The 23819-nt window shown below is 73.8% G+C and carries 21 protein-coding genes and 1 pseudogene; 13 read left to right on the forward strand and 9 right to left on the reverse strand.

The features are described from left to right. Nucleotides 1–416, reverse strand: a 416-nt coding sequence (locus tag PAI11_RS22585; RefSeq protein ID WP_170320773.1) for a sugar phosphate nucleotidyltransferase, incomplete at its 3' end; no start/stop codon positions are given. A gap of 172 nt (nucleotides 417–588) precedes the next feature. On the opposite strand from PAI11_RS22585, the gene PAI11_RS22590 reads away from it, so the two are divergent. From PAI11_RS22590 to PAI11_RS22605, 4 genes are read left to right on the forward strand one after another with little or no spacing between them, the layout of a single operon-like run. Continuing rightward, a complete protein-coding gene (locus PAI11_RS22590) occupies nucleotides 589–1599 on the forward strand; it encodes a branched-chain amino acid ABC transporter permease (protein ID WP_007579138.1) in 1011 nt (336 codons plus the stop codon). 6 nt (nucleotides 1600–1605) lie between these two features. Beyond that, complete coding sequence (locus PAI11_RS22595; RefSeq protein ID WP_007579139.1) at nucleotides 1606–2586, forward strand: branched-chain amino acid ABC transporter permease; 981 nt, start codon at nucleotides 1606–1608, stop codon at nucleotides 2584–2586. Next, nucleotides 2579–3457 carry an ABC transporter ATP-binding protein gene (locus PAI11_RS22600; RefSeq protein WP_007579140.1) on the forward strand — a complete coding sequence of 293 codons (879 nt, stop codon included), beginning with the start codon at nucleotides 2579–2581 and terminating at the stop codon, nucleotides 3455–3457. The genes PAI11_RS22595 and PAI11_RS22600 overlap by 8 nt, the downstream gene beginning before the upstream one ends. Further along, nucleotides 3457–4287, forward strand: coding sequence for an ABC transporter ATP-binding protein (locus tag PAI11_RS22605; protein ID WP_007579141.1), 831 nt, complete (start codon nucleotides 3457–3459; stop codon nucleotides 4285–4287). Before PAI11_RS22600 ends, PAI11_RS22605 begins: the two co-directional genes overlap by 1 nt. A 105-nt stretch (nucleotides 4288–4392) precedes the next feature. Here the strand turns inward: PAI11_RS22605 and PAI11_RS22610 are convergent, their stop codons facing one another. Beyond that, nucleotides 4393–5724, reverse strand: coding sequence for an ABC transporter substrate-binding protein (locus PAI11_RS22610; RefSeq protein WP_170320774.1), 1332 nt, complete (start codon nucleotides 5722–5724; stop codon nucleotides 4393–4395). 203 nt (nucleotides 5725–5927) lie between these two features. Here PAI11_RS22610 and PAI11_RS22615 point away from each other — a divergent pair, with 203 nt between their 5' ends. Continuing rightward, nucleotides 5928–8252 (forward strand): putative bifunctional diguanylate cyclase/phosphodiesterase, encoded by a 2325-nt coding sequence (locus PAI11_RS22615; RefSeq protein WP_007579143.1) that lies wholly within the window; start codon nucleotides 5928–5930, stop codon nucleotides 8250–8252. A 66-nt stretch (nucleotides 8253–8318) separates the two neighbouring features. Further along, nucleotides 8319–9569, forward strand: a complete 1251-nt coding sequence (locus tag PAI11_RS22620) for an NAD(P)/FAD-dependent oxidoreductase (protein WP_007579144.1) — start codon at nucleotides 8319–8321, stop codon at nucleotides 9567–9569. A gap of 96 nt (nucleotides 9570–9665) precedes the next feature. On the opposite strand, the gene PAI11_RS22625 is transcribed toward PAI11_RS22620, so the two are convergent. Beyond that, nucleotides 9666–9863 carry a hypothetical protein gene (locus PAI11_RS22625; RefSeq protein WP_138974503.1) on the reverse strand — a complete coding sequence of 66 codons (198 nt, stop codon included), beginning with the start codon at nucleotides 9861–9863 and terminating at the stop codon, nucleotides 9666–9668. An 85-nt stretch (nucleotides 9864–9948) separates the two neighbouring features. Between PAI11_RS22625 and PAI11_RS22630 the strand changes: the two genes are divergently transcribed. The 3 genes from PAI11_RS22630 to PAI11_RS22640 all read left to right on the forward strand — a co-directional run bounded on the left by PAI11_RS22630 (nucleotide 9949) and on the right by PAI11_RS22640 (nucleotide 12749). Further along, nucleotides 9949–10443: an RrF2 family transcriptional regulator gene (locus PAI11_RS22630; RefSeq protein WP_007579146.1), complete on the forward strand. Its 495-nt coding sequence runs from the start codon at nucleotides 9949–9951 to the stop codon at nucleotides 10441–10443. 99 nt (nucleotides 10444–10542) lie between these two features. Beyond that, nucleotides 10543–11310: a Fe-S cluster assembly ATPase SufC gene (sufC, locus tag PAI11_RS22635; RefSeq protein ID WP_007579147.1), complete on the forward strand. Its 768-nt coding sequence runs from the start codon at nucleotides 10543–10545 to the stop codon at nucleotides 11308–11310. Between the two features lie 170 nt (nucleotides 11311–11480). Next, nucleotides 11481–12749 (forward strand): aminotransferase class V-fold PLP-dependent enzyme, encoded by a 1269-nt coding sequence (locus tag PAI11_RS22640; RefSeq protein WP_007579148.1) that lies wholly within the window; start codon nucleotides 11481–11483, stop codon nucleotides 12747–12749. Nucleotides 12750–12798: 49 nt separating this feature from the next. Here the strand turns inward: PAI11_RS22640 and PAI11_RS25710 are convergent, their stop codons facing one another. Continuing rightward, on the reverse strand, nucleotides 12799–13485 hold the full coding sequence (locus PAI11_RS25710; protein WP_007579149.1) for a hypothetical protein: 687 nt from the start codon (nucleotides 13483–13485) through the stop codon (nucleotides 12799–12801). 1016 nt (nucleotides 13486–14501) lie between these two features. On the opposite strand from PAI11_RS25710, the gene PAI11_RS22650 reads away from it, so the two are divergent. Continuing rightward, on the forward strand, nucleotides 14502–15131 hold the full coding sequence (locus tag PAI11_RS22650; protein WP_007579150.1) for a TetR/AcrR family transcriptional regulator: 630 nt from the start codon (nucleotides 14502–14504) through the stop codon (nucleotides 15129–15131). Between the two features lie 78 nt (nucleotides 15132–15209). Here the strand turns inward: PAI11_RS22650 and PAI11_RS22655 are convergent, their stop codons facing one another. The 4 genes from PAI11_RS22655 to dctA all read right to left on the reverse strand — a co-directional run bounded on the left by PAI11_RS22655 (nucleotide 15210) and on the right by dctA (nucleotide 20355). After that, nucleotides 15210–16472 (reverse strand): esterase-like activity of phytase family protein, encoded by a 1263-nt coding sequence (locus PAI11_RS22655; RefSeq protein ID WP_007579151.1) that lies wholly within the window; start codon nucleotides 16470–16472, stop codon nucleotides 15210–15212. A gap of 61 nt (nucleotides 16473–16533) precedes the next feature. Next, the gene (locus PAI11_RS22660; protein WP_007579152.1) at nucleotides 16534–17217 is read right to left on the reverse strand and encodes a response regulator; all 684 of its coding nucleotides are present in this window, start codon (nucleotides 17215–17217) and stop codon (nucleotides 16534–16536) included. Then, nucleotides 17214–18848 carry an ATP-binding protein gene (locus PAI11_RS22665; protein ID WP_007579153.1) on the reverse strand — a complete coding sequence of 545 codons (1635 nt, stop codon included), beginning with the start codon at nucleotides 18846–18848 and terminating at the stop codon, nucleotides 17214–17216. The genes PAI11_RS22660 and PAI11_RS22665 overlap by 4 nt, the downstream gene beginning before the upstream one ends. Before the next feature lie 94 nt (nucleotides 18849–18942). Further along, the gene (gene dctA / locus PAI11_RS22670; RefSeq protein ID WP_007579154.1) at nucleotides 18943–20355 is read right to left on the reverse strand and encodes a C4-dicarboxylate transporter DctA; all 1413 of its coding nucleotides are present in this window, start codon (nucleotides 20353–20355) and stop codon (nucleotides 18943–18945) included. A 256-nt stretch (nucleotides 20356–20611) separates the two neighbouring features. Between dctA and sufU the strand changes: the two genes are divergently transcribed. Then, complete coding sequence (sufU, locus tag PAI11_RS22675) at nucleotides 20612–21052, forward strand: Fe-S cluster assembly sulfur transfer protein SufU (RefSeq protein WP_007579155.1); 441 nt, start codon at nucleotides 20612–20614, stop codon at nucleotides 21050–21052. Nucleotides 21053–21170: 118 nt separating this feature from the next. Here sufU and PAI11_RS22680 read toward each other — a convergent pair whose 3' ends face one another. Continuing rightward, the gene (locus PAI11_RS22680; protein ID WP_138974504.1) at nucleotides 21171–22622 is read right to left on the reverse strand and encodes an MFS transporter; all 1452 of its coding nucleotides are present in this window, start codon (nucleotides 22620–22622) and stop codon (nucleotides 21171–21173) included. Nucleotides 22623–22727: 105 nt separating this feature from the next. On the opposite strand from PAI11_RS22680, the gene PAI11_RS22685 reads away from it, so the two are divergent. Further along, nucleotides 22728–23321, forward strand: coding sequence for a TetR/AcrR family transcriptional regulator (locus PAI11_RS22685; protein WP_007579157.1), 594 nt, complete (start codon nucleotides 22728–22730; stop codon nucleotides 23319–23321). Between the two features lie 63 nt (nucleotides 23322–23384). Further along, nucleotides 23385–23819 (forward strand): annotated as a pseudogene (locus PAI11_RS27645) (amidohydrolase); the annotation flags it as partial.

Genomic DNA, 23819 nt, shown 5'->3' on the forward strand with positions numbered 1-23819 from the left:
GCACCGGCGGCGATCGCCGCCCCGAGCCGTCGGACGAGCGCCCCGTCGGCGGGCAGCAGCGCGTCGCCGAGGGCGATCGCGAACGGCTCGTCGCCGCACCACGGGGCGGCCCGCAGGATCGCGTCGCCGAGGCCGCGCGGGACGGGCTGGCGGACGGCGGCCAGCGCCGGCCAGTCGCCGTGCTCGGCGGCCCGCGCCTCCAGGTGATCCTCGAGCGCGTGCTTGCCGGTCGCGGTCACGATCGTCACGTGCTCGACGCCGGCGGCGGCCAGCTCGCCGACCACGTGCTCGACGACCGGCAGCCGGCCGACCGGCAGCAGCTCCTTCGGGACGGCGACGCTGAGCGGTCGCATCCGGGTGCCGCGGCCGCCGGCGGGGACGATCGCGTGACGCAGCGGGGCGGCGGCCTGGGGCATCGGCGCGATCCTCGCACGGCGCCCGGCGGCCCGTGTTGCGCTCGTGCGGCCGGGCGCGGGCGCGGGCCCACGCGCACGGGATGGTGTGGGGAGGGAGGGCGTCGTCCACCCTCGGGGAGGGCGGGTGAAAACGCCCCCAGCAGCGGCGACCGATCGGGTACGGTGCCCGGCCATGAGCGAGGTGGTCGCCACGGCGGGGGCGCCCGTCGCGGATGTCGACGAGGATCGTCGGCTGCGCGACCGCCCCCTGTTGATCACCGCGGCGGTCCTCGTCGCCGTGTCGCTGGCGCTCGTGCTCGGGGAGGGCCTGCACGCCTGGGGCCAGGCGTCGGTCAACGGGCTCGTCTCCGGCAGCTACGTCGCGCTCGGCGCGGTCGGCCTGACGCTCGTCTACGGGACGCTCAAGCTGACGAACTTCGCCCACGGCGACATGCTGACCTTCGGCGCCTACGCGGCGCTGCTGGGCAAGGTCACCCTCGGCCTGCCGTTCGTCGTGGCGGTCGCCTTCGGGATGCTGGTCAGCGCCGTGCTCGGGCTGCTGTTCGAACTCGGGATGTGGCGGCCGATGCGGCGCAAGGGGGCCGGCGCGTTCCAGCTGATGCTGATGTCGCTGGGGCTGGCGTTCGTGCTCCGCTACGGGATCCAGTTCGTCGCCGGGACCGAGAACAAGAACTACGGGATCGACACGACCGCGGTGGTCACGATCCTCGACCTGCGGCTGGCGCGGGTCGAGCTGGTGGTGATGATCGTCGGCGTCGTCCTGATCCTGGCGACCGCGATCATCCTCGCCCGGACCACGCTCGGACGGCAGATGCGAGCGCTCTCGGACAACAGCTCCCTGGCCGAGACGACCGGCATCGACACCGGCCGGATCGTCTCGGTGACCTGGCTGTTCGCGGCCGGCGTGGCGGGCCTGGCCGGGGTGCTGGCGGCGATGGCCGCCAACTCGTTCACCCCGGAGTTCGGCTTCCGGCTGCTGCTGTCGCTGTTCGCCGCGGTGATCCTGGGCGGGATCGGCAACGCCTACGGGGCGCTCGTCGGCGGGCTGCTGATCGGCCTGGTCCAGGAGTGGTCGACGCTGCTGGTCGACGCCAACTGGAAGATCGCGATCGGCTTCTCGGTCCTGATCATCATGCTGATCGTCCGGCCCCAGGGCATCTTCGGCACGGCGGGGCGGGTGTAGGCCGCGATGCACGAGCTGCTGCCGCTGGCGATCTCGTTCGACTTCTTCAACGGGGCCGACTTCTGGGTCGGCGTCGGCGTGCTGGCCGGGATCTACACGGTCCTGACCCTCGGCCTGCAGCTGAACGTCGGCTTCACCGGGATCCAGAACTTCGGGCAGATCGGGTTCGCCGCGATCGGCGCCTACGTGATGGCGCTGCTGGTCTCCGACGCCGACTGGAGCTTCTGGCTGGCGATCCCGGTCGCGATCGGGTTCGCGGTCTGCGTCGCGGTCGTGCTCGGCGTGATCACGCTCCGATTGCGGGCCGACTTCTTTGCGATCGCGACGATCGCCTTCAGCGAGATCGTCCGCTACATCGCCCAGAACGCCCGCGGCCTGACCCACGGCAACCAGGGCGTCCAGGACTACGTCGCGACCTGGCGCAGCTTCTCCCGGGACGTCCGCCACGACGTCCTCGACGGCATCGGGATGGGCGGCGTCGAGTTCAACCAGATGCCGCTGCTGATCGTGACCTGGATCGCGGCGCTGCTGTTGCTGCTGCTCCTGCGCCACCTGACGAAGTCGCCCTGGGGCCGCGTCCTGCGGGCGATCCGCGAGGACGAGGACGCCGCCCGCGCGATGGGCAAGAACACGCTCCGCTTCAAGCTCCAGTCGCTCGGGATCGCCGCCGCGGTCGGCGCCTTCGCCGGGATCCTGCTGGCGCTGCAGACCCCGAACGTCGCGCCGGACAACTACCTGCCGCTCTACACGTTCATCGGCTACGCGGTCCTGATCCTCGGCGGGCTGACCAGCTGGTGGGGCGTCGCGGTCGGCGCGCTGATCGTCCAGTTCGTGCTCGAGGCGACGCGCCTGATCGACTTCGGCCTGACCGAGTCCCAGACCTCGTCGATGCGCTTCATCATCGTCGGCCTGGTGATCATCCTGCTGGTCGCGTTCCGACCGCAGGGCGTCTTCGGCAAGCGCGAGGAGATGGTCCTCGGTGACTGACCCGACGCCCGACGAGGCTCCGATCGCCACGGCCGAGCTGCCGGACGCGATCCCGCGGGTCGGCCCGACCCCGGCGGCCGGGGACCTGCCGCCGGGCGCCGGCGGCGCGGTGCTGCTGCAGGTCACCGACGTCGTCAAGCACTTCCGCGGGATCCGCGCGGTCGACGGCGCGACGTTCGCGGTCCGCGAGGGCACGGTCACCTCGCTGATCGGACCCAACGGCGCCGGCAAGTCGTCGCTCTTCAACGCCGTCACCGGCTTCTACCCGCCCGATCGCGGAGCGGTGACGTTCGCCGGCCGCTCGATCTTCCGCAAGCCCCCGTACGCCGTCGCGCGGGCCGGGATCGCCCGCACCTTCCAGCTGACCCGGGCGCTGACGGCGATGCCGGTGATCGACAACATGCTGCTGGCCGCGCCGCACCAGCGTGGCGAGAGCCTGGCCGGGGCGCTGTTCCCGTTCGGCACCCGCGCCCGCGAGAAGCAGCTGCGCGAGCAGGCGCTGGAGCTGCTGGCGCTGTTCCGCCTGGACACCAAGGCCGACGACTACGCCGGCACTCTGTCGGGCGGCCAGCGCAAGCTGCTGGAGTTCGCCCGCGCGCTGATGACCGAGCCGCGGATGGTGCTGCTGGACGAGCCGATGGCCGGCGTCAACCCGACGCTCGGCCGCGAGCTGATGGCCTACATGCAGCGGCTGCGGACCGAGCGCGGGATGACCTTCCTGTTCGTCGAGCACGACCTCGAGGCGGTGATGGCGAACTCCGACCAGGTCGTGGTGATGGCCCAGGGGCGCGTGATCGCCGACGGGACCCCGGACGAGGTCCGCCGCGACCAGCGCGTGATCGACGCCTATCTCGGCGGGGCGGGTGGCTGATGAGCGAGCCGGCCGAGCAGACGGAAACCGCCGCCGCGGACGACGGGGCGCCGGCCCGCGAGCCGCTGCTGCGGGTGCACGAGGTCGTCGCCGGCTACCTGCCGGGCGTCGACATCCTGCGGGGGACCTCGATCTACGTCGACCAGGGCGAGATCGTCACGATCGTCGGCCCCAACGGCGCCGGCAAGTCGACGCTCCTGAAGTCGGTCTTCGGGCTGCTGAAGCCGCGCTCCGGCGACGTCACGCTGCGCGGCGACTCGATCGCCGGGCTGGCGCCGCACAGCGTCTGCCGCCTGGGCTGCACCTTCGTCCCGCAGACCGACAACGTCTTCCCCTCGATGACCGTCGAGGAGAACCTGGAGCTGGGGGCGCTGTCGAACCGCAAGGTCGATGTCGGGGAGCGGGTCGAGCGGATGTACTCGCTGTTCCCGCGGCTCGGCGAGCGCCGCCGCCAGCTGGCCGGCACGATGTCCGGCGGCGAGCGGCAGATGGTCGCGATGGCGCGGGCGCTGGTGCCCGATCCCGAGATGATGCTGCTCGACGAGCCCTCCGCCGGCCTGGCGCCGCGGTTCGTCGAGGCGATCTTCGAGCGCGTGGTCGAGATCAACCGCTCCGGCGTCACGATCCTGATGGTCGAGCAGAACGCCAAGCGGGCGCTGGGGATGAGCACCCGCGGCTACGTCCTCGACCTCGGCCAGCAGCGCTTCGAGGGCCCGGGCCAGGAGCTGCTGCACGACCCGAAGGTCGCCGAGCTGTACCTGGGCGGCGCCCGCGTCGACCGGCTCGAGGACCCGGCCACCGCGCCGCTGCCCGGCGATCACGCCCAGTAGCCGCCGCGTCCGGGAACGACGAGGGCCCCGCGGCGACGCCGCGAGGCCCTGGAGGTCGTGCGGTCGCTCGCGCCGGCCGACCCGGCGCGAGCGACCCGGCGGCGGTCAGCCGCCGATCTGCACCGTGTCGGTGACCTTCAGGTCAGCGCCCTCGTAGGTGTAGATGTCGTAGCTGCCCGCGGTCGGGTCTCCGGCGTCGTCGAAGTCGATCGGCCCCGAGGCGCCGTCGTAGTCGATGTCCTTGCCCGCTCGCAGGTCCTTGATCGCCTGCGCCAGCTGGCCCGGGCCGTACTTGGTGCCGGGCGCGCCGGAGACGGCCTTGAGCTTGTCCTTGATCGCGGTCCCGTCCTTCGACCCGGCGGCGATCGCGGCGAGGCCGCAGAGCACGTGGGCGTCGAAGTTCTGGGCGGCGAACGTCGGCGGCTCACCGGTCGGCGACGCCTTCGACGCCGCGTAGAGCTCGGCGAACGTCTTGGCACCGGCGGTCTTCGAGTCCGCGGCGGGCCGCGTGCCGTTGGAGCCGTCGATCGCCGCGACCGGGATGTTCTGCTTCTTCAGCTCGGCCGCGCCGCCGGCGACCGCGAGGCCGTCGGTGTACCAGGCCTTCTTGGCGTCCCACTTGCCGGTCCGCACGAGCGCGGGGGCGACCTTCGCGAAGGTCTCCGGGAAGTCGACGATCACGTACGCCGAGTCGCTGCCGTTGCCCGCGATCTTGCCGGCCTCGGAGTTGTAGGACGGCTGGTTGGGGTCGTAGAGCACCGTGCCCGTGACCTTGCCGCCGGCCTTCTCCCACTCGCCCTTGAGCGCCTTGGCGATGCCCTCGCCGTAGGCGTCGTTGCGGGCGCCGATCGAGATCGTCTTGCCGGTCGCGCCGCCGAGCTGCTTGGCGATCGCGTCCGAGAGCACCTTGCCCTGGCGGGCGTCGGAAATCGCGGTTCGCCAGACGAAGCCGTCGTCCTGCAGGCCGGTCAGCTCCGGGCTGGTCGACGCGGGCGAGATCAGCGGGACCTCGTTGTCGACCGCGATCCCGTTGCCGAGCGCGAGCGTGTTGGCCGACGCGTAGGCGCCGACCAGGCAGGTCGCGCCGTCGTTGGTCAGCTTGCTGGCGGCCTGCGGGGCGGAGGTCGGCTTCGACTCGTCGTCGGCGGCCACGTTCTTGAAGCTGACGCCGCTGATGCCGTCCTGCTTGAGCGCGGCGGTCAGCTGCTCGACCGCGATCTTGCCGGCCTTGTCGCCGCCTGGGCCGTACGTGTTGAGATCGCCGGTCAGCGGGACGATGTCGCCGATCGTCAGGTCGAAGGAGGCATTGGCCACATCGCTGCCGCCACCGCCTCCGCCACCGCCGCTGTCCTTCTTGTCGTCGCCGCACGCGACGAGGCCCGTGGCCAGGACTGCGGTTGCTCCCGCGGCCAGCCACCTGCTTCGGAGACGGTTCACTGGTGCTCCCCTCCTGTGTGGGGTCGTTGGACGGCCGGATCGCCCCAGCGCGATCCATGTCCGTGGCTATCCCTATCCGTCCTGGTCACGGAACGCAAGCGGCGGCGCGCCCGGTCGGCGGCGGCGGCCGATCCGACGAATGTCCGTGCGGCTCGTCACAGGACTACGATGGCTCCATCGTGGTCGGGGTCATGGGGAGAGCGATGTCGCTGCGATGGGCGGCCGCGATCGTGTCGCAGCGGGTCCCGATGCGGATCCTGCAGCTGGTCGCGGTGCTCGGAGGCCTGGCCTGCCTGATGGCCGTGCTGCGGCCGGCGGCCGCCGGCGGCTCGGTCGCGAACGTGACGCTGCGCCTGGCCGAGACGGGGCTGGTGCTGCTGGCGCTCTGGGGCGCCCTGCGGCGCGCCCGGCGGACCCCGCCGGGACCGGAGCGTGCCGGCTGGATCAGCCTCGGCGGCGCCGCGGTCGCCGCGCTGGTGACGACGACCGCCGTCACCGTCGACCCCCAGATGACGGCGCGGCTGGGCACGCCGACGGTCTTCGACGTGCCGTCGCTGCTGGTGGCGCCGCTGGCGATCGTCGGCGTGCTGCTGTTCGCCCGCCCGCCGCGAGATCGCTCCCAGGCGGGCCGGATCCTGCTCGATGGGATCGCGATCGGCTGCGCCACCGGCCTCGTCGGCTGGTACCTGGTGCTGCGGCCGTTCGTCGACGCCGGACTCGAGGCGACGCCGTCGCGCGGGCTCGCGCTGGCCTACCTCGGCTGCGACGCGACCGCGATGGCGCTCGGGCTGCTGGCCCTGCTGCGCGCCCGGCGCTCGTTGCGCTGGACCGTCGCCGCCGCGGTGATCGCCCTGACGCTGCTGCTCGTGTCCGACGTCGGGCGCGGCTTCCAGTTCCTGCCCGGCCACGCCGCGCCGGCCGCCCTGACCGAGATCGGCTGGGCGCTGGCGCTGGCGATCTTCGCGATCGGCGCCTGGATCGCCCCGGGTGCCGAGCGCAGCCGCGGTCGCGGGGCGCCGCGCGGCTGGCTCTGGTGGCTGACGCTCCCGTACCTGTTCCTGATGCCGGTCGCCGGCGTGCTACTGGTGGCGGCGATCCGCGGGGACGCCGATGTTCCGATGGTCGCCGGCTCGGCCGTGATCATCGCCGTCCTCGGGTTCCGCCACGTCGTCGCGCTGCACGAGAACGCCGGGCTGACGCACCGGCTGGCGACCTCGGTCCGCGAGCTGGAGCATCGCGCCGAGCACGACGAGCTGACCGGCCTGCTCAACCGCAGCGGGCTGATCGGCAGCCTCGACCGCCTGCGCCACGGCGAGGGGAAGCCGGTGGCGCTGCTGTTCGTCGACGTCGACCGCTTCAAGGGGATCAACGACACGCTCGGGCACACGGTCGGCGACGCGGTCCTGCGGGCGATCGGCGAGCGCCTGCGGTACTCGATCGGCCGCGACGGGCTCGCCGCACGCTTCGCCGGCGACGAGTTCGTGCTGCTGCTGACCGACGTCGGGTCGCCGGCCGAGGTGCTGGCGCGGGCGCAGGACGCCCTCGACCTGGTCGAGCGCCCGATCCCGCTCAGCGATGGCGGAGAGGTCGTCGTCACGGCGTCGGCCGGCGTCGCGATCAACGATCGCCTCGGCGATGGCGAGTCGATGGTGCGCGAGGCGGACCTGGCGATGTTCGAGGCCAAGCAGGGCGGCCGCGCCCGGATCCAGCTGTTCGAGGAGGGCCTCCGCGAGCGCAGCCTCGACCGGGTCCGGATCGAGCAGGACCTGCGCCGCGCCCTCTACCGCCGTGGCGAGTTCGAGGTCCACCTGCAGCCGCTGGTAGACCTCGAGAGCGATCGCCTGTGGGGTGCCGAGGCGCTGGTCCGCTGGCGCCATCCTGCGCAGGGGATGCTGCTGCCGGGGCGGTTCCTGTCGGTCGCCGAGGAGAGCGGCCTGATCGTGCCGCTCGGCTACCTGGTGCTCAGCGAGGCCTGCGCCGCGGCCGCCGCGATCCCGGGCCTGGTGGTCTCGGTCAACCTCTCGCCGCGCCAGATCCACGACCCGGGCCTGGTGCCGACGGTGGCCGACAACCTGGCGCTCCACGGGCTGCCCGCCGAGCGGCTCTGCCTGGAGGTGACCGAGGACGTGCTGGTCGACGACCGCACGATCGGCGTGCTCGAGGACCTGCGGGCGCTCGGCACCCGGGTCGCGATCGACGACTTCGGCGTCGGCGCCTCGTCGCTCAAGCAGCTGCGCCGGATCCCCGGGGCGCTGGTCAAGATCGACCGCTCGTTCGTCTCCGGGCTCGACAGCGACGAGGGCCACGACGACCGGGTGATGGTCAAGGCGCTGGTGACGGTCGCCGAGCAGCTGGGGCTCGAGGTCGTCGCCGAGGGGATCGAGCGGCCGGAGCAGCTGGCGGCGGTCCGCGAGCTCGGCGCCAGCATCGGCCAGGGCTGGCTGCTCGGGCATCCGCAGCGGGCGGCGGCGTTCGTGACCGCGGCCGGCTCGCGGCCACTGGTCCGCCGCGGTCCGCGCCGGGCCTGACCCCGGTCGGCGGGTTCGCGCCGACCGCTCGATGACGCGCTGTCAGGCGGTGCTAGGTTCGCGCCCATGAGCAGCGAGTCGCGCACGGACGTCCTGTTGATCGGCGGAGGGATCGCGGCGGCGTCCGCGGCTCGCGCCCTGCGCGAGGGCGGCTTCGACGGCAGCGTCGTGCTGGCGACCCGCGAGCTGGATGCGCCGTACCACCGTCCTCCGGGATCGAAGGAGCACCTGCGCGGCGAGCAGGACCAGGCCGAGGCGCTGATCCTGCCCGAGGGCTGGTGGGAGGAGAACGCCGTCGACCTGCGGCTGCGGACCGGGGTGCTGTCGCTCGACGCGGGGGCCAAGGTCGCCAAGCTCCAGACGAAGGAGGAGCTGGCCTTCGGCCGCGCGCTGGTGGCGACCGGGGCGATGGTCCGGCGGCTGTCGGTCGACGGCTCCGGCCTCGAGGGCATCCACTACCTGCGCTCGCTGCGCAACTCGGACACGATCCGCGGCGACCTCGCCGACGCGGCCGAGGCCGAGCCCGACGGCCGCCCGCGGGTGGTGCTGGTCGGCGGCAGCTACATCGGCTGCGAGGTCGCCGCCAGCCTGACCGCGACCGGCACCCCGGCCACGATCCTGATGCAGGAGTCGGAGCCGCTGGAGCGGACCTTCGGGAGCGAGATCGGCCGCTGGGTGCGGTCGCGGCTCGAGGCCGGCGGGGTCGAGGTCCGCGGCGGGGTCGACGTGGTCGGCTTCCGCAACGCCGAGGGCGGCGACGGCGAGGGGCGCGTCGCCTCGGTGGTGCTGGCCGACGGCACGGCGGTGGCGGCCGACATCGTCGTCGCCGGCGTCGGCGCGCAGCCGGACGCGATGCTGGCCAAGCGCGCGGGGCTCGAGCTGGGGGAGAGCGGCGGCATCCGCTGCGACGACCGGCTGCGGACCTCGGCGGCCGGGATCTGGGCCGCCGGCGACATCTGCGAGTACGACTCGGTGCTGCACGGCGAGCGGGTCCGGATCGAGCACGAGGAGGCGGCCGCAGCCCAGGGCGCCTACGTCGCTCGCCAGTGGCTCGGCGAGGACGCGCCGTTCGCCGAGGTCCCGTACTTCTTCAGCGACCTGGCCGACTGGGTCAGCTTCGAGTCGCTCGGCCCGGCCCGTCGCTGGGACCGGACCGTGATCCAGGGCAGCCTCGACGAGGACCGCTTCGCCGTCTGGTTCCTGGAGGGCGACCGCGCCCGCGGCTACGCCTCGTTCAACGGCGGTGGCGACCTGGACGCCGCGCGGGCCGTGCTGCAGGCCGGCGAGTCGGTCGACGCGGCGGCGCTCGGCGGCTGATCCCGGAACGACGACGGGCCCCGTCCGGGGCCCGTTGCGACCGCTCCGGCGGGGCCGGGAGCGGAGGAACGCGGCTGGCGCCGCGGGAGCGTCGGCTCAGGCGTCGGTGACGACGACGTCCGCGTCGTCCTGACGCTGGCCGCGGGCGTAGGCCTGGTTCTCGGCCCGCTCCCCGGCGACCTGGGCCAGCGCGTAGAAGATCGCGGCACCCGCGAAGCCCGGGATCAGGATGAACCAGAGGACGATCAGCCAGATCGTGTAGGTGGTCCCACTGGTGGCGGCGAGCACGCTCATGACGACGCCGAGCATATCCGACGATCGGGCGGGACGGCGGCTCGGGCCCGGGTCACTCCGACCGCGCTGGTAGGCTTTCCGCACCGTGATCTTCACGACCAAGGCCGAGTACGGGGTGCGTCTGATGGTGCGCCTGGGAGAGCTGCCGAACGACGAGCCCGTCTCCCTCAAGACGGTCGCCGATACGGAGCGGCTGCCCCTGGCCTACCTGGAGCGGATCGTGGCCCTGCTGCGCCGCGCCGGATTGGTCGAGAGCACGCGCGGCGCGCACGGCGGCTACCGCCTGGCCCGCCCCGCGACGGACATCCGGATGGACGAGGTGATCGTCGCGCTCGAGGGCGCGGTGGCGCCGATGTCCTGCTTCGTCGACGATCGCGAGGGCGAGCGGGTGCTCTGCTCGCACCTCGACGACGACGGCACCGGCTGCGCCACCAAGCTGCTGTGGACGCGGGTGCAGGGCGGCGTGTTCAGCGCCCTGCAGCGGACGACGCTCGCCGAGCTGGTCCGCTTCCAGGCGCCGGGCGACGGCGAGCCGCCGCTGCTCGACGTGCGCAGCGCCCCCGCCACGACGGCCGTCTGAGCGCCCGGCGGCCATCCGGTCCGGCGCCCGAGCGGGTCGCCGGCCGCGGCACCGAGTCACGAACGCACCACCCCACCCTCACCACCGACCCTGAGACCCATGGCTGACCTCGAGATCAAGAACCTCCACGTGAGCGCCGGCGAGAAGCAGATCCTCCGGGGTCTCGATCTGACGGTGAACCAGGGCGAGATCCACGCCCTGATGGGGCCCAACGGGTCGGGCAAGTCGACGCTGGCCAACGTGATCATGGGCAACCCGCAGCTCGAGGTCACCGAGGGGCAGGTCATCTGGCAGGGCGAGGACATCACCGAGGCCGATCCCGACGAGCGGGCGCGCAAGGGCCTCTTCATGGCCTTCCAGTACCCGGTCGCGATCCCGGGCGTGACGATCGTCAAGTACCTGCGGATGGTCATCAACGCCCACCGCGAGGAGCGCGGCGAGTCCGAGATCTCGCTGAAGGACTTCCGCAAGGTCGTCGAGGCCGCGATGGCCCAGACCAACGTGCCGAAGGAGTTCGGCTCGCGCTACCTGAACGACGGCTTCTCGGGCGGCGAGAAGAAGCGCCTGGAGATGCTCCAGCTGGCGCTCCAGCGGCCCCAGGTCGCGGTCCTCGACGAGACCGACTCCGGCCTCGACGTCGACGCCCTCAACGTCGTCTCCGCCGCCGTCAACGCCGTCAAGGCCGAGACGGGCCTCGGCGCCCTGATCATCACCCACTACCAGCGGATCCTCCACCTGATCAAGCCCGACCGGGTCTCGATCCTGGTCGACGGCCGGATCGTCAAGGAGGGCGGCCCCGAGCTGGTCACCCAGATCGAGGCCGAGGGCTACGGCAAGATCCGCGACGAGGTCGCCGCGCGGGCCTGAGGGATTCGCGGGGGAGGCTCGCCGTCCTCGGCGAGCGCCGCCCCGCGCCGTCTGCGACGTTCCGGACGCCGAGCGACCGGAACGTCACGATCGGGTGGTCGTTCGTCCCGGCCCAACCCGTGACCGACCGGCCCCGGGGGTTTTCCGCCCACCGCGGTAGGATTTGCGGCGTGCACGACTCCGCCCCCCTCACCGAGTCCGCCGCCACGACCGACGTGCCCTCCCTCGACGTCGATGCGGTCCGCGCCCAGTTCCCCTATCTGGAGCGCGAGGACGACGTCGTCTACCTCGACAGCGGGGCCAGCGCGCAGAAGCCGCGGGCGGTGCTCGACGCGATGTACGCGTTCGGCGGCTCGCACTACGCGAACATCCACCGCGGCGTCCACGTGCTGGCGCGCGAGGCCGACGCGGCGTTCGACGCCGCGCGCGAGACGGTCGCCGCGTTCGTCGGCTCGACCGCCCGCGAGACGATCTTCACCGGCAGCGTCACGCAGTCGATCAACCTGGTCGCCCACAGCTGGGGCCGGACCAACGTGGGGGCGGGCGACGAGGTCGTCATCACCCACATGGAGCACCACGCCAACCTGGTGCCGTGGCAGCAGCTGTGCATCGCCCAGGGCGCGACGCTGCGCTACCTGGAGCTCGACGAGCAGGGCCGGATCCGGCTCGAGCAGCTCGACGAGTTCCTGGCCGGCGGGCGGGTCAAGCTGGTCGCGCTGGCCCACGTCTCGAACGTGCTCGGCACGATCAACCCGATCGCCGAGGTCGTCCGCCGCGCCCACGACGCCGGCGCGCTGGTGCTGGTCGACGGGGCCCAGGCGGTGCCGCAGATGCCGGTCGACGTCGCCGCGCTCGACGCCGACTTCTACGGCTGGACCGGCCACAAGCTCTACGGCCCGACCGGCATCGGCGTCCTGCACGTTCGCCGCGAGCTGCTGGCCGGCATGCCGCCCTTCCTGACCGGCGGCGACATGATCCGGATCGTCGACTTCCAGGAGACCAGCTGGGCCGACGGGATCCACCGCTTCGAGGCCGGCACTCCGCCGATCATCGAGGCGGTCGGCCTGGCCGCGGCCTGCGACTGGGTCGGCGCGATCGGCGGCCCGGCCGCCGTCCACGCCCACGAGCAGGCGATCACCGCCTACGCCCTCGAGCAGCTGGGCGCGATCGAGGGCATCGACGTCGTCGGCCCGCGCGACGCGGCCGGGCGCGGCGCCCTGACCGCCTTCGCGATGGCCGGCGTCCACCCCCACGACGTCGCCGAGATCATCGCCCGCGACGGCGTCTGCGTCCGCGCCGGCCAGCACTGCGCCGAGCCGCTCCACCGCGCGCTCGGGATCCCCTCGACGACCCGCGCGAGCTTCGCCGCCCACACCACCCGCGGGGAGATCGACGCGCTGGTGGCGTCGATCGGGCGGGTGCAGTCGATCTTCGGCTGAGCGGCTCGCGCAGGTCGCGCGAGCCGCTCTCGAGCGGGCGCGCCGGCCGTCACGCGATCGGCACGTCCTCGGCCCGCAGGCGCCGTCGCGGCACGCGCCCCAGCCGCACCGCCATCGCCGCGAACGCCATCGCCTCGCGGCGCATCCGGCGGGCGTCGACGCGGTCGGTGGTGGTGATCCCGTGGTTCAGCAGGTAGGTCGGGCCGGTGATGTAGTTGGCGGTCGGGATCCGGCCCTCGGCCCACAGGTACTGCCCCTCGCCGGGCCACGCCGCGTGGTTGGGGCCGTCGGGCTTCTCGTTCATCGGGCGGGCGACGAAGGTCGGGGTGCCCTTCGCGCGTCGCGCGGCCGCCAGGGCCTCGTCGGCGAGGGCCCGCGAACGAGGCAGGAAGAACCCCGCGGGCTCCGGGTTGCCGGTCGCGCCGAGCGAGCCGTCGGCGCGTGGCCCCCATTCGTCGGCGCCGAGGTGCTCGAGGGTGATCGCGGCCGCGATCCGGCGGACCTGGTCGTCGTGGTGGCGGCGCAGGAACGACCGCACGCCGACGCCGCCGTAGAAGTGGCCGCTGGTCAGCAGGATCAGGACCGAGCGGCCGAGCGCGTGGCGCGGCAGCCGCGCCAGGTACTGGCCGATGGCGACGATCGCGTTCGGGCCGTTGTCCTCGAGGCCGTTGGTGCCGTCGGTGTGCGAGTGCAGCACCACCAGCTCGCGGCTCGCGCCCGGGATCAGGCCGACCACGTTGTGGGTGCGGGCCCGCGCGACGTCCGCCTCGAGCTGCAGTCGCGCGGTCGCCCCCTCGCGGGCGAGGGTCCGCAGCTGGGCGCCGACGGTCCGGTCGACGTAGACGCCCGGGACGTGGCGCAGCGCTCCGTCGTAGGGGAAGTAGGAGCCAGCGGCCGCCCCCCCCCGGCAGGTCGAGGATCCCGACCACGCCGACCGCGCCGGCGGCCTGGATCTGCTCGAGGCTGGCGACCACGCCGTTCAGCCACGGCCGCACGTAGGGCGAGCTCGGCGAGAGCACGCGCCCGGGGTCGTAGGTCCCGATCGCCAGCTGCAGGAAGAGCCCGATCCTGGCCGGCAGCGCCGCCGCCTCGAAGACCGCGATCTTGCCCGTCAGCGATCCCGGCGCGGGCGGCGTGCGGGGGTCGACGAGCGCCAGCGGCGCCGCGACTCCGCCGGGCGGCAGGCTCCCGGAGTAGGGGATGTAGGCCGCCGTCGGCAGCGGTCGGGCGGCGGTGCCGGAGCCGACCTCGAGCGACCAGCGGCGTGGCGTCCAGCGTTGGATCGACAGCGACTCCAGGTGGACGCCCGCGACCCCGGCCCGCTCCAGCCGGGCGGCGCTCTGGTCGATGTAGCGGCCCTCGGCGCGCGAGGCCGTCGCCCGCAGGCCGAGCCCGTCGAGCTGCGACTGCCAGCTGCGCAGCTGGCTCGCCGGCAGGAACTGGTCGGGGTCGATCCGGCGCGCCTGTGCGGCCGAGAGCGCGGCGGACGGCCAGCGGTGGCGGGCGGCCCGGGCGATCGGCGGACCTCCGAGCGCGATCCCGGCGGCGGCCGTCGCGGCGCCCGCCAGCGCGGCTCGCCGGGTGACGGCAGGGGTGTTCTCGGACGTGGTCATCTGCGGCTCCTCCAAGCTCTCCGGACCAAAGCGACAAGATATCTTGTCGAATGTCGACGCTAGCGGACGGCGAACGGCGCGTGGGACTTCCTCGGCCGCCGGCCGGCCGTCGACCCGTGCGGCGCTAGGGTCCCCGGCGATGGCGCAGGACCCGTCACCCGGCCGGCGCTACGGCGGCAAGACCGCAGCCGAACGGGACCAGGAGCGGCGCGAGCGCCTGCTCGACGCCGGCCTCGAGCTGTTCGGCGATCCGGCGGCGACCGCCTCGATCGAGGAGCTCTGCCGCCGGGCGCGGGTCACGACCCGGCACTTCTACGCACTCTTCTCCAGCGCCGAGGAGGTGCTGCTGGCGCTCGACGCCCGGATCGTCGCCGGAGCCGCCGAGGGGGTCCGGCGAGCGCTCGACGCCGGCCCGGCCGATCTCGCCGGACGGATCGACGCCGCCCTGCGCGCCTACGCGGCGCCGTTCGTCGCCGACCCGCGCGCGTCGCGCGTCCACTTCGTGCTGGCCTACGCCGCCGGCGGCGACGGAGGCGCCCGCCGCCGGACCGCCGGGGCGCCGCTGGCGGCCGTGCTGGGCGCGGAGAGCGCGCGGCTGTCGGCGGCCGGGGCGGTCGCCGATCGCGACCTGACTCGCACCTGGACGGCGCTGATGGGCGCGACGAGCTTCCTGCTGACCGACTGGGCCGACGGCGCCGACCCGGCGGACCTGGAGACGGTGATCGCGGACCTCGTGCGGCTGTTCGTCGCCGGCCTGACCGCCACCTGACCGCGCCGAGCGGCGAACCCGACGATCCTGCGCCGTCGGCGGGTGGCGGCGGCGCGGCCGCCGCCACCCGCGGCGCCCTCAGCGACCCCGCAGCCCGGGAACGTCGACCACGATCAGCTCGGTGTCGTCCGGCTTGCCGGTGGTCCGCCCGTTGGAGAACGGGAAGTTGTTGTCGTTGGCCACCAGCACCCGGCCGCCGCCCAGCGGCAGCACCGACTCGACCGACTGGAGGGCGAACGAGAACGGGTCGCCGAGGCCGAAGACGCCGGCGGTCGCGGCGGTCACGCCGGGGTCGCGCAGGCGCAGCAGGTCGGCGACCTCGGTCTTGACCAGCGAGCCGTCGGGCGCGGTCCGCCGCAGGTCGACCACGTAGAGCTTCTTGACCAGCGCCTTGGCGCCCTCGAAGTCGTCGCGCTCGAGCACCAGCAGGCGGTGGCGGTCCAGCGCCTGGGCGTCGGCGACCAGCGTCGTCGGCAGGTCGGTCCGGTAGGTCCAGGTGCGACCGCTGTAGCGCCCGGTCCGCACGTCGAACTCGTGGATCAGCCGCCGCTGCGGATCGCCGTCGCCGATCAGGGCCTTCTCGGTGATCGGCAGCAGGGTGCGGCCGCCGGGCAGCTCGGCCATCGCCTCGAAGCCGCCGCTGGCGGGCAGGGTCGGGCTCTCGCCCGGGGCCAGCTCGGCGCTCTGCGGGCTCTTGACGCCCGGCAGCGGGATCGGCGCGCGCAGCAGCCGGCCGCGACCGTCGACCTGCAGCAGGTAGGGGCCGAACTCGTCGCCGATCCAGAACGTGCCGCGGCGGCCCGGCTGGATCGACTCGATGTCGAAGTCGGCGCCGGTCAGCTGGCGGTCGTCGCGGGTGATCGGGAACGGGACCTTGCGGAACGGGTCGCTGAGGCGGATCGGGTCGATCACCCGGACGCTGCCGTCGCCGCCGAAGCGGGTCCGCCAGCGCGGCCGCACGCGGTCGACCTGGAGCAGGTAGTCGGCGGAGTTGGCCTTGCTGCCGAAGCCGTTGTCGGCCAGCCCGAGGACGTCGCCGTCGCGCTCGACCAGGACGCCGGAGAAGCCGGGGATCGGCTGGCCCGGGAACGGCGGGGTGACGCCGTTGATCGGAGCGCTGCCGAGCGCGGCGCCGGAGGCCGGGCCCGGCAGGTAGAGGGTCGCCGAGAGCGTCGCGCGGGCCAGCAGGGTCGGCGCGCGGTCGCCGCGGTCGGGACGCGTGGCGCCCGGGCCGTCGGCGGGGGAACGGCCGTGGCCGCGGTCGGCGGTCGCCGCGACGGGCAGGGCCAGCAGCGCCAGGGCGGCGGCGGCCAGGGGGAGGGAGCGGGGGACGGGTCGCATCGTCCCGCAGGCTCGCGGCTGCCCCGCCGGCCGGTGTTGCCCGACCGTGAAGCCCGCGGTCTCAGGCGCCCCAGCGGTAGCGGTGCTCGGGCCGTCCCGAGCTGCCGTAGCGCATCCCGAGCTCGACGCGGCCCTCGCCGACCAGGTGCTCGAGGTAGCGCCGCGCCGTCACCCGCGAGAGCCCGCAGGCGGCGGCGACCTCGACCGCCGAGCGCTCCTCGCCGGCCTCGCGCAGGGTCGCGGCGACCAGCTCGTAGGTCGGCTTCGACAGGCCCTTCGGGAGCGGCGCCGCATGCGATCCGCGGAGCCCGCCCAACAGCGCGTCGACCGTCGCCTGGTCGGCCTCGCGGTCGTCGACGACCCGGCTGCGGAAGGCGGCGTAGCGCTCGAGCTTGTCGCGGAAGGCCGCGAACGTGAACGGCTTGACGAGGTACTGGACCACGCCCTGGCCGAGCGCCTGGTGGACCGTCCGGACGTCGCGCGCGGCGGTCACCGCGATCACGTCGACGGGACCCCGCGCGGGCGTCTCCTGGGCTCGCAGCCGCCGGCAGACCTCGAGCCCGTGGAGGTCCGGCAGGTACAGGTCCAGCAGCACCAGGTCGACGCCGCCGGCGGCGACGACCTCGAGCGCCTCGGTCCCGCGGTGGACGACCGCCGCGACCGCGAACCCGTCGAGCCGCTCGACGTAGGCGCGGTGGACGTCGGCGACGTGGGCGTCGTCGTCGACGATCAGCGTCCGGATCACGGGTCGATCCTCGCGGGTGGCGGGGACGCGGCGTGCGGCAGCGGCAGCCGGACGGTGACCTCGGCGCCGCCGCCGGGACGGTCGCGGGCGACCACGCTGCCGCCCAGCCGGCGCGCGGTCCGCGCGACCAGGGCCAGCCCGATCCCGCGGCCGCCGGGACCGGCCGGCTTGGTGGTGAAGCCCGGCTCGAAGAGCCGCGACGGATCGCCGGGAGGCAGTCCGGGACCGCGGTCGGCGACGACCACGACGACCGTCGCCCCGTCCCGTCGCAGGTCGATCTCGACCGCCGGGTCGGGGCGTCCGGCGGCGGCGTCGAGGGCGTTGTCGACCAGGTTGCCGACGATCGTCACGAGGTCCGCCGCCGGTAGCCCGGTCGCGGGCACGGCGCTGTCGTCGGCGATCCGCAGGACGCTGCCGCGCTCGCCGGCCGTGGCGACCTTGCCCAGCAGCAGGGCGACCAGCGCCGGCTCGTCGATCCGCTCCTCGAGCCGGGCCAGCAGCTCGCCGGCGACGGCCGCCTGGTCGCTGCCGAAGCGGATCGCCTCGTCGGTGCGTCCCAGCTCGACGAGGCCGACGATCGTGTGCAGCCGGTTGGCGGCCTCGTGGGACTGGGCGCGCAGCGCGTCGGCCATCCCGCGGACCGCGTCCAGCTCGCGGGACAGGGCCTCGAGCTCGGTGCGGTCGCGGAGCGTGGTCACCGATCCGGCGGCGCGACCGTCGATCGACGTCGGCGCGTGGCTGACCAGCAGCACCCGGTCGCCGACCAGCAGCGTCTCGTCGCGCAGCGGCCGGTCGCCGGCGATCACGGCCCGCAGCCCGGGGTCGTGCACGAGCTCGTCGAGCCGCGAGCCGCCGTCGAGCGCGTCCGGTTCGCCGTCCGGCAGGTCCAGCAGCCGGCGGGCCTCGTCGTTGACGAGCAGCGGCCGGCCGCCGGCATCGGTCACCAGGACGCCCTCGCGGATCGCGTGGAGGGTCGCGTCGTGGTGCTGGTAGAGCGCCGCGATCCGCTCCGGCCCGAGCCCGAGGGTCTGGCGCCGGATCCGTCGCGCCAGCAGCAGCGACAGCGTCCCGCCGATCGCAAACGTCGCCAGCGCGAGCAGCAGCAGCCGCGGGACCTGGTCGGCGGCGAGGTCGCCGATCCGGTCCAGCAGCACGCCGACGGCGACCAGGCCCACGATCCGGCCGCGGGTGTCGTAGACCGGCGAGACCGCCCGCACCGACGGGCCGAGGGTCCCGGTGTAGCGCTCGGTGAACGTGCGGCCGCGCAGCGCCGGATCGATCCGGCCCACGAACGGGCGGCCGATCTGGGCGGGGTCGGGGTGGGTCAGGCGCGTCCGGTCGGGGCGCATGATCGTGATGAAGGAGACGCCGGTGGTCCGCCGCACGCGCTCGGCCAGCGGCTGCAGGCTGGCCGTCGGGTCGGGGCCGGCGAGCGCCTGCCGGACCGCCGGCTCGCCGGCCAGGGTCCGCGCGACGGCGAGCGAGCGGTCGCGGTGCCGCTCGTAGGTCCCGTCGCGGGCGGTGTCGATCGTGATCAGCGCCCCGATCGCGACGACCACGGCGACGACCGCCAGCTGCAGGACCAGCAGCCGGCGGGCGAGGCTCCAACCGCTCCAGCGCGCCCGCGGCATGAGCGCATGGTGCCAGCCGCCGGCCGCCCCGCGGGAGCGGCCGCGCCGGTCGTCGTCCCGGGAGCGTCGCGGGGACGCTCCCGGGACGCCCGGATCAGGCCGTGCCGGCACCCGGGACCAGCGCCCCGTGCGGCTGCGGGCGCGGCGCGTCGGCGGGCACCGGCGCGGTCGCCGGACCGTCGTCCGCGGGCGCCAGCTGCGGGGCGCGATAGGGCTCCAGGCCGTCCAGCACCCGCCGCGCCTTGGCCTCGTCGAACTGCCCCTCGGAGCGGGCGACGACGATGCTGGCGACGCTGTTGCCGATCGTGTTGGTCAGCGCCCGGCACTCGGACATGAACTTGTCGATCCCGAAGATCAGCATGATCCCGGCGACGGGCACCGTCCCCAGCGACGAGAGCGTCGCCGCCAGCACGATGAAGCCCGATCCGGTCACGCCGGCGGCGCCCTTCGAGGTCAGCATCAGGATCCCGACCAGTCCCAGCTGGGCGCCGAGCGACAGCGTCACGTCCTGCGCCTGGGCGACGAACAGCGCGGCCAGGGTCAGGTAGATCGCGGTCCCGTCGAGGTTGAACGAGTAGCCGGTCGGGACGGTCAGGCCGACGACCTGCTTCGAGCAGCCGAGGTGCTCGAGCTTGCGCATCACGTTCGGCAGCACCGACTCCGACGAGCTGGTCCCGAGCACCACCAGCAGCTCGTCCTTGAAGTAGCGGATCAGCTTGAGGATGTTGACCCCGTTGCGCCAGGCGATCCCGCCGAGCACGACGAGGACGAAGAACAGCGAGGTGCCGTAGAAGATCAGGATCAGCCGCAGCAGGCTCGTCAGCGCCTCGGTCCCGTACTCGCCGACCGTGTAGGCCATCGCCCCGAAGGCCCCGATCGGCGCGGCGTACATGACGATCCGCACGATCCGGAAGAACGCCTGGGCGAGCGTGTCGATGCCGGCGGCGATCGGCTTGCCGGTCGGCCCCATCAGGTTCAGCGCGACCCCGAAGAGGACGCTGAAGAACAGCACCTGGAGGATGTCGCCGTCGGCGAACGCCCCGACCACGCTCGACGGGATCATGTGGGTCAGCGGCTCGTACCAGTGCTGGTGCTCGCCCTGGGTGATGAAGCCGGAGACCGTGTCGCTGACCGCGATCTTCGTCGGGTCGGCGTGGACGCCGTCGCCGGGCTGCAGGACGTTCATCACGATCAGCCCGAGCGCCAGCGCCAGGGTCGTGACGACCTCGAAGTAGAGCAGCGACTTGCCGCCGATCCGGCCGACCTTGCGCAGCGAGTCGAGCGACCCGATGCCGGCGACGACGGTGCAGAAGACGACCGGCGCGATCACCATCTTGATCAGGCTCACGAACGAGCTGCCGATCGGCTCGAGGCTGGCGCCGAAGCCGGGTGCCAGGGCGCCGAGCACGCCCCCGGCGAGGATCCCGACCAGGACCCAGAAGTACAGGCGCCGGTGCCACGGCGTGCGCGCTGGCGGCGCGGCGGTTCCCACGGTTGCTGCGGACATCTCGTCCCTCCTCCGAACGGTGCGGAGTCGCTCCTGCGCGGCTCCCGGTTCCCTCGTCCCCGGGGTCCCTGGCCCCGAGGTCGGACGCGAAGGTAGGGCGGTCGACGGTCCCCGTCAGCGTTGTGGTCGTTGTGGCCGTAGGTGGCGTTTCGGTCACGCGCGGACGCCGGCGAGCGGCCCGCACGGCGTCACGCCGCGGCGGCCGAGCCGCGTCGCAGCGGTGCGGCGACCCGTACCTGCGACCATGGAGAGCGTCATGGACGAGCTCTACCGCGAGAACATCCTCGACCACTACAAGCGTCCACGGAACTGGGGGGTCCTCGATCCCGCGGACCTCGAGTACGAGGACAAGAACCCGCTCTGCGGCGATCAGCTGAAGGTGATGCTGCGAGTCGACGACGATCGGCGGGTGACCGAGGTCAAGTTCGACGGCCACGGCTGCGCGATCAGCCAGGCCGCGGCCTCGATGGCGTCCGAGGAGCTGGTCGGCAAGTCGGTCGACGAGCTGCTCAAGCTCGACCAGGACTTCATCATGGACCTGCTCGGGATCGAGATCTCCGCGACCCGCGTCAAGTGCGCGCTGCTGTCGCTCAAGGTGGTCAAGTCGGCGGCCCTCGGCGGGGCCGTCGAGTGGGAGGACGAGGTCGTCGAGTCCGCCCCGCCGGCCGGCGGAACCGGGACCGCGGCCGGGATCTGACGCGCGGCGAAGGGCGGTGGCGTCAGTTGCCCGCCCTCCGCGGCGGTGGCGTCAGCTGACTGCGCCAGGCGCGGCCAGCTGACGCCACTCTCGGCGCGGGCGTCGGGCTGACGCCACCTCAGGTCGTGGCCTCGCCGGCCAGTGCCTGCGTCGTCGCGGCCCGGCTCCGCCGCGCTGCCGGTCCCAGCAGGGCCACGGCCAGCACCGCGGCGGCCGCCATCACGCCGGCCTGGACCTGGAAGGCGGCGGTGAAGCCGTCGGTCAGGGCCTGCGGCGGGGCGATCCGGTCGGCGAGCGCGCTCTCGGTGCGGGTCGTCGCGATCGTCACCATCGCGGCGATCCCGATCGCGCCGCCGACCTGCTGGCCGGTCGTCAGCAGCGCCGACGCGAGGCCGCCGTCGCGATCCTCGGCGCCGCCGGTGGCCAGGTCCATCAGCACCACGAAGCCGATCCCGAGACCGCCCGCGGTCAGCATCAGCGACGGCATCAGGTGGCCGGCGTAGGAGCTGGCCGGGGTCAGGGTGCTCATCAGCCACAGGCCGCCGCCGGCCGCGAGCAGCCCGACGCCGATCGGCAGCCGCGGATCGATCCGCATCAGGAACCTGCCGGCGATCGCCGACATCACGCCCATCGTCGCGCTGAACGGCAGGAACGCCAGCCCGGTGCTGAGCGCCGACCATCCCAGCACCCGCTGCATGAACAGGGTCTGGAAGAAGAACATCGCCAGCAGCCCGCCGGCGCCGAGGAAGACGGCCGCGTTGGCGACCATCGCCCGCCGGCGGCGCAGCAGCGCCGGCGGCAGCAGCGGCGACGCCGACCGCCGCTCGCTGGCGACGAAGGCGACCGCCAGCAGCAGCGCCCCGGCGAAGCCCAGCAGCGTCCGGGTCGACGTCCAGCCGGCGTGCTCGGTCTCGACGACGGTGAAGACGAGCAGCAGCAGGGCCAGCGTCCCGAGCGTCGCGCCGATCACGTTCGGCGAGGTCCGCGCGTCGCGCTGGTCGTCGGCCGGGACGATCCGCGGCACCAGCACCAGGGCGAGGAGCGCGATCGGCAGGTTGACCAGGAAGACCCAGCGCCAGTCGAGCAGCTCGACGATCACGCCGCCGGCCAGCAGCCCGGTCGCCGCGCCGAGCCCGATCAGGCTCGCCCAGACCGACAGCGCGCGACCGCGACCCGGCTCCTCGCGGTAGGTCGCCAGCAGGATCGACAGGGCGGCGGGGGAGAGCATCGCGGCCGCGAGGCCCTGGATCGCCCGGGCGCCGACCAGCACCTCCGGCTCCCAGGCCAGGCCGCAGAGCGCCGAGGCGCCCGCGAAGGCCGCGAGCGCGATCGTGAACATCCGCCGCGGGCCGACCCGGTCGGCGATCCGGCCGCCGATCAGGAGGAAGCCGCCGAAGGTCAGGAAGTAGGCGTTGACCACCCACGAGAGCGACGACTCGGAGAAGCCCAGCTCCTCGCCGACGGTCGGCAGCGCGACGTTCACGATCGTGTCGTCGAGGATCAGCATGAACTGGGCGACGCACGCCATCAGCAGGATCAGCACGGGCGCGGCTGGGGCACGGGTGGGCACGGGGACCTCCGGTCGGGACGGCAGCGGTTCTCCAGTTGGAGAATTTGTTCTACGTTTGTAGAAGATCCGTCGCCGACCGTCAAGGAACCGTGCGATACTGCACAGGTGGTCCGCGCTGTGACGACGCCCCCCGATCGCCGCGAGCTGCTGGTGGAGGAGGGGCTGCGGCTGGTCGCCGAGGGGGGGCTCCAGGCGGTCACCCACCGCTCCGTGGAGCGGGCCGCCGGGGTGCCGCACGGGTCGGTGACCTACTACTTCGACAGCCGCGAGGGCCTGGTCGAGGCGATGGTCGAGCGGCTCGTCGAGCGCTGCCGGGCGGAGGTCTCGGAGATCGCCCACCGGCTGGCGGTGGCGATGGCGCCGCGCGACGCCCAGCTCGACGTCGAGCCGTTCGTCGACGCGCTGCTGGCCTGGATGGACGACAACCGCGAGATGCACCTGGCGCGGATGGAGTTCGAGCTGGCCGCGGTCCGCGACCCGCGACTGCGGGAGCGGATGAGCGGCGCGGCGGCGATCTTCTGGCGGCTCTGCGTGCCGCTGGTGCTGGCGGCCGGCTCGACCGAGCCCGAGCGGGACGGCCGGGCGATGGCGTCGATGGTCGACGGGCTGCTGCTGGACCACCTGGCGCACGAGCCCGAGCGGCGCGACGTGATCGCGGTCTCGATCCGGCAGATGCTGCGCTCGTGGGCGCCCGATTGACGGGTCCTGGACCACCTCGGCGTCTAATTCCCTAAATCGGACCCGGTTTGCTAGATTCGGCCAATGGCCCTCGCGACCGACCTGCACCAGCACGCGTGGCCGGAGCCGTTCCTGGCGGCGCTCTCCGCCCGCACCGAGGGGCCGCGGACGGTCCGCGAGGCCGAGGGCGAGTGGGCGCTGCTGCTTCCCGGCGAGCCGCCGTACCCGATCGACGAGGGGCAGATCGACCTCGACCGGCGGGCCGGTGGGCTCTTCGCCGCCGCCATCGACCGGGCCCTGCTGGTGCCGCCGCTGGCGCTCGGGCTCGACGCGCTGCCGGTCGACGAGGAGCGCCAGCTGCTCGCCACCTGGCAGGACGCGGCGCTGGCGCTGGGCGAGCCGTTCGGCGTCTGGGCGGCGGTCGCGGCCCGCGATCCGCGGCCGGCCGACCTGCGGGGCGCGCTGCGGCGCGGGGCCGTCGGCCTGGCGCTGCCGGCGGCGGCGCTCGCGGACGCCGCC

Origin of the sequence: Patulibacter medicamentivorans (assembly GCF_000240225.1) — a bacterium.
Taxonomy (GTDB): domain Bacteria; phylum Actinomycetota; class Thermoleophilia; order Solirubrobacterales; family Solirubrobacteraceae; genus Patulibacter; species Patulibacter medicamentivorans.

Bases quoted from the DNA above. Each gene is read 5' to 3' on its own strand.
- PAI11_RS22590 (WP_007579138.1), top strand. From the start codon at position 589: ATGAGCGAGGTGGTCGCCACGGCGGGGGCGCCCGTCGCGGATGTCGAC.
- PAI11_RS22595 (WP_007579139.1), top strand. From the start codon at position 1,606: ATGCACGAGCTGCTGCCGCTGGCGATCTCGTTCGACTTCTTCAACGGG.
- PAI11_RS22605 (WP_007579141.1), top strand. From the start codon at position 3,457: ATGAGCGAGCCGGCCGAGCAGACGGAAACCGCCGCCGCGGACGACGGG.
- PAI11_RS22615 (WP_007579143.1), top strand. From the start codon at position 5,928: ATGTCGCTGCGATGGGCGGCCGCGATCGTGTCGCAGCGGGTCCCGATG.
- PAI11_RS22620 (WP_007579144.1), top strand. From the start codon at position 8,319: ATGAGCAGCGAGTCGCGCACGGACGTCCTGTTGATCGGCGGAGGGATC.
- PAI11_RS22625 (WP_138974503.1), bottom strand. From the start codon at position 9,863: ATGAGCGTGCTCGCCGCCACCAGTGGGACCACCTACACGATCTGGCTG.
- sufC (WP_007579147.1), top strand. From the start codon at position 10,543: ATGGCTGACCTCGAGATCAAGAACCTCCACGTGAGCGCCGGCGAGAAG.
- PAI11_RS22650 (WP_007579150.1), top strand. From the start codon at position 14,502: ATGGCGCAGGACCCGTCACCCGGCCGGCGCTACGGCGGCAAGACCGCA.
- PAI11_RS22655 (WP_007579151.1), bottom strand. From the start codon at position 16,472: ATGCGACCCGTCCCCCGCTCCCTCCCCCTGGCCGCCGCCGCCCTGGCG.
- PAI11_RS22665 (WP_007579153.1), bottom strand. From the start codon at position 18,848: ATGCCGCGGGCGCGCTGGAGCGGTTGGAGCCTCGCCCGCCGGCTGCTG.
- dctA (WP_007579154.1), bottom strand. From the start codon at position 20,355: ATGTCCGCAGCAACCGTGGGAACCGCCGCGCCGCCAGCGCGCACGCCG.
- sufU (WP_007579155.1), top strand. From the start codon at position 20,612: ATGGACGAGCTCTACCGCGAGAACATCCTCGACCACTACAAGCGTCCA.